This window comes from Sphingomonas aestuarii (assembly GCF_054457155.1).
On the sequence record NZ_JBTKVV010000016.1, the window covers coordinates 1 to 3,392 of the forward strand.

The 3,392-nt window shown below is 64.9% G+C and carries 3 protein-coding genes; 1 reads left to right on the top strand and 2 read right to left on the bottom strand.

All coding sequences use genetic code 11. The annotated features are described in order from the left end of the window. Positions 1 to 155: 155 nt before the first annotated feature. Both ACX0GZ_RS14700 and ACX0GZ_RS14705 read right to left on the bottom strand, forming a co-directional pair. A complete protein-coding gene (locus tag ACX0GZ_RS14700; RefSeq protein ID WP_458817504.1) occupies positions 156 to 2,087 on the bottom strand; it encodes an FTR1 family protein in 1,932 nt (643 codons plus the stop codon). Beyond that, the gene (locus tag ACX0GZ_RS14705; RefSeq protein WP_394270821.1) at positions 2,084 to 2,722 is read right to left on the bottom strand and encodes a cation transporter; all 639 of its coding nucleotides are present in this window, start codon (positions 2,720 to 2,722) and stop codon (positions 2,084 to 2,086) included. The genes ACX0GZ_RS14700 and ACX0GZ_RS14705 overlap by 4 nt, the downstream gene beginning before the upstream one ends. A 48-nt stretch (positions 2,723 to 2,770) precedes the next feature. Here ACX0GZ_RS14705 and ACX0GZ_RS14710 point away from each other — a divergent pair, with 48 nt between their 5' ends. After that, positions 2,771 to 3,178 (top strand): MerR family transcriptional regulator, encoded by a 408-nt coding sequence (locus ACX0GZ_RS14710; protein ID WP_066764977.1) that lies wholly within the window; start codon positions 2,771 to 2,773, stop codon positions 3,176 to 3,178. The last annotated feature ends 214 nt before the right edge of the window (positions 3,179 to 3,392 follow it).

Sequence of the window (3,392 nt, forward strand, 5' to 3'; positions counted from 1 at the left end):
TTAGCTGCCAGTCTGAAATGGAGCGACTCCAGGCGATAGCCGACGGTCCGCTTCGCGTCCCGCTAACATCGCGCTCGCCTCATCATTAGCGAGGACGTTGTCAGTTTCCGGCATTCCAGCCCGCGTTTTGCCTCCTCTACCTCAAGCGGCACATGCTAGGCTGCCCTCGCTGTCTGCGCTGCCCGCCAATTCAGCCAGAACCCGGCTGCAAGGGCGGCGGCCGTGAGTATTTGCGCAATCACCGTTTCCCTCGTCGGGATCAGGCCAAGCATGTCGACGTGTGGAACGGCGAGGAACGGGGTGACATCGATGATCCCGCCTTCCTGCAGTCCCCCGATGCCCTTCCCGGCGAGCACCACGGCGAGGATCGCAATGAGGATCGAGCTGTAGGTGAAGAACGTCGAGATCGGCAGCTGCCGGCTGTAGCGCAGCATGGCGACCGCAATGATGGCCAGAAGAACGGTCGCCGCCACCGCGCCGCCGGCAACGGCGCCGCCGTTTCCGTCTGTCCAGAGCGCGGTGTAGAAGAGGATGGTCTCAAACACCTCGCGATAGACCACGACGAACGTCAGGCCGAACAGGAACCACAATGACCGCTGGGATAGGGCGGCGCTCATGCGTTCGGCAATGTAGCGCTGCCATGCACCCGCCTGTGCCTTGCCGTGCATCCAGATGCCCACCGAGAGGAGGACAATGGCCGCGAACAGGGAGCCGAACCCTTCCGTGAGCTCCCGGCTCGCCCCGCTGATGCTGATCAGGTAGGTCGCTGCGAGCCAGGTGGCGGCGCCCGCCAAGAGAGCAGCGATCCACCCGCCATGAACGTAGCGCATGGCGTCCTGCCGCTCGGCCTTCCTGAGGAAGGCCATCATGGCGATGACGATGAGCAAGGCCTCGAGACCTTCGCGAAGCAAAACCGTGAAGGCCCCGATGAAGGACGACGCCGAACTGGCGTTTTCCGGCGCCATTTCCGTCTCGGCGTCGTCTAGCAGCCGCAGGACTTCGTCCACCTGCTGACGCACATTGCTCACCGGCTGCTGATCGTCGATCCTCGAGCGCAGCTCGGCCATTGCGGCTTCGATCGAGCGCATCAGTGCCCCGTTGCGCGCGGTCAGGATCGGCTCCACCGGCTCGAAGCCGTCGAGATACGCGGCGAGGGCGAGATCCTCGGCGCTGGAGAAATGACCCACTTCGTATGTAGCCAAGGCCTCTTGCAGCCGGTCCCGCGCAATACCGAGTGAGCGTTCCGCGCCGCTGCCAAGGACTTGCGGCTTTCCGCGAAGGAATGCCGTGAGGGCAGTGCCCTCAGCCGAACCGAGGCTTTGCTCGAGTTGCGCTGTTGTGAGGCTGACGAGCGCTCGCATGTCAGGCACGGCCGCTTGCGCCCGAGGGTTGGCCCAGACCTGCTGGCCACGGGCGGCGAGTTGCTCGGGGTAGGCATACCGCCCCACGTGGAAGGCCAAAGCCCAGCGGTCCTCCACCGGAAGATGGGCAAAGGACTCCATGGCGGTGCCCTCAAGCCCCTGTTCGATCACCTGGTAGAGCGCGAACACGCTCCGCTCTCGCGCCCGCGCCCGATCTGTAAAGTCGATCGGCGGCGGGTCCATGCCTGCCGACTCCAGCCCGCGGCCGTTCCCGCTTGCACCATGGCAACTCGAGCAGTGCTCCGCATAAAGGGCCGCGCCCCGGGCGAGATCTGGCGCCCCGGGAGGGGCAAGGGGCACCGGATAAGCTGCGAGGAGATCGCGCCCGAGCGCGCGTGCCGAGATGGCCACCTGAAGTGGAGGCGCTTTGGCGGCGATGATGTCCTGTAGTGTCTCGGCCTCGCTGACGAGCGACGCACGTGCTGTCGTGGGCGGGAGTTGCGCCAGCCGCTGCCGCACACTGGCCGAGAACTCGACCATCTCGACATACTCGGCCTCGTTGATGACACGGCCCTGCGCAACGGCTCCGGAGTAATCGACCGCGATGTAGTCGAGCAGCCGCCAGATGGTTTGCGCAGGGGCGGTCTGTGCATGGGCCGGCGAGACTGCGGCAAACGCAAGCAGAACCATCAGGAACGCCTGGCGCAGGAAGCTCGCCGGCTTCATCGCGGCTCGCTCAGCTCCTTGCGAGCATCGCCGATGATCTCCCAGGCCGAATGGAGGAACACGACCGCGATCGCGGCCGCAACGAGGAGGTCCGGCCAGGCGCTTTCGAGCCAGAACACCAGCCCGGCCGCGATGATCACGGCCACGTTGTTGATCGCGTCATTGCGCGAGAACAGCCAGATCGCCCGCGCCTGTGCGTCGCCGCCTTCACGGAACTTCGCGAGGACCAGCGCCGCTGTGACGTTCACGGCCAGAGCCGCGATGCCGATGCCCCCCATCAGTTCGGCTTCCGGCGGCACCGCGTTCATCGCCCGCCACACGGCCATGCCAAGCACCCACACGCCGAGTAGCGCCAGGAAGATGCCCTGGGTGAGCGCGACCTTGGCCCGGGTCCTTTCAGCCCACGAGAGCGCGAGCAGACCGACGAAGGTGATCGAGCCGTCGCCGAGGAAGTCGAGGGAATCTGCCTTCAGCGCCTGACTGTCGGCGAGGAAGCCCCCGACCAGCTCGATCAGGCCGAAGCCCACATTGAGGATGACGACGATCCATAGCGCCCGGCGATAGGCCGGATCTCTCGCTGCTTTCTGCGTGTCGCCATGACAGCCGCAGCCGGATTCCTGGTTCGAATCACTCATGCGGGAGCCTATAGAACCTCCAGTCACTGGAGGATCAAGGGCGAGGCGATGGCGAGGCTGATGATTGGGGACCTGGCACGGCGGACGGGGACCAAGATCAACACGATCCGTTTCTACGAAGAGATTGCGCTGATGCCTCGGGCAACCCGGACCGATTCTGGCCGCCGCACCTATGATGAAGACGATGTCCGGCGGCTCGGCTTCATTCGCAATGGGCGGGAGCTCGGCTTCTCGACCGACGAGCTGCGGTCCCTGATCTCACTATCCGAGCAACCGGAGAGGGACTGCGGCGCCGCTGCTGCGATCGCTCGAAACCACCTCGCCGACGTCGACGCGCGGATTGCAAGGCTCCTCCGACTGCGGGAGGAGCTGCAGCAAGTCGCGACCACCTGCGAGGGGGGCCGAATGGCCGATTGCCGTGTTATCGATGGGATCGCTGATGGTGGCGTCTCTTGAGCTCGCCGCGGGTTCAGGAGAACGGGCGAGTATGATCGTTCTGCTGCGACTGGGTGCAGACCTGCCTCAACGGGACGACCACTTACCCACAGCAGACACTCACAGCTTTCGTTGTCGGCTGCTTCTGAACCGCGCGATTTAGCGACCGAATGTCGCACTTGGGCGCAAAGCGGACGCTCGCTTGGCATTCTGCTAATGTCTGCATCGGGTCGAT

What these genes read in the sequence shown, in the direction of transcription:
- ACX0GZ_RS14700 (WP_458817504.1), bottom strand. Translation starts at nt 2,087, where the DNA reads ATGAAGCCGGCGAGCTTCCTGCGCCAGGCGTTCCTGATGGTTCTGCTT.
- ACX0GZ_RS14705 (WP_394270821.1), bottom strand. Translation starts at nt 2,722, where the DNA reads ATGAGTGATTCGAACCAGGAATCCGGCTGCGGCTGTCATGGCGACACG.
- ACX0GZ_RS14710 (WP_066764977.1), top strand. Translation starts at nt 2,771, where the DNA reads ATGGCGAGGCTGATGATTGGGGACCTGGCACGGCGGACGGGGACCAAG.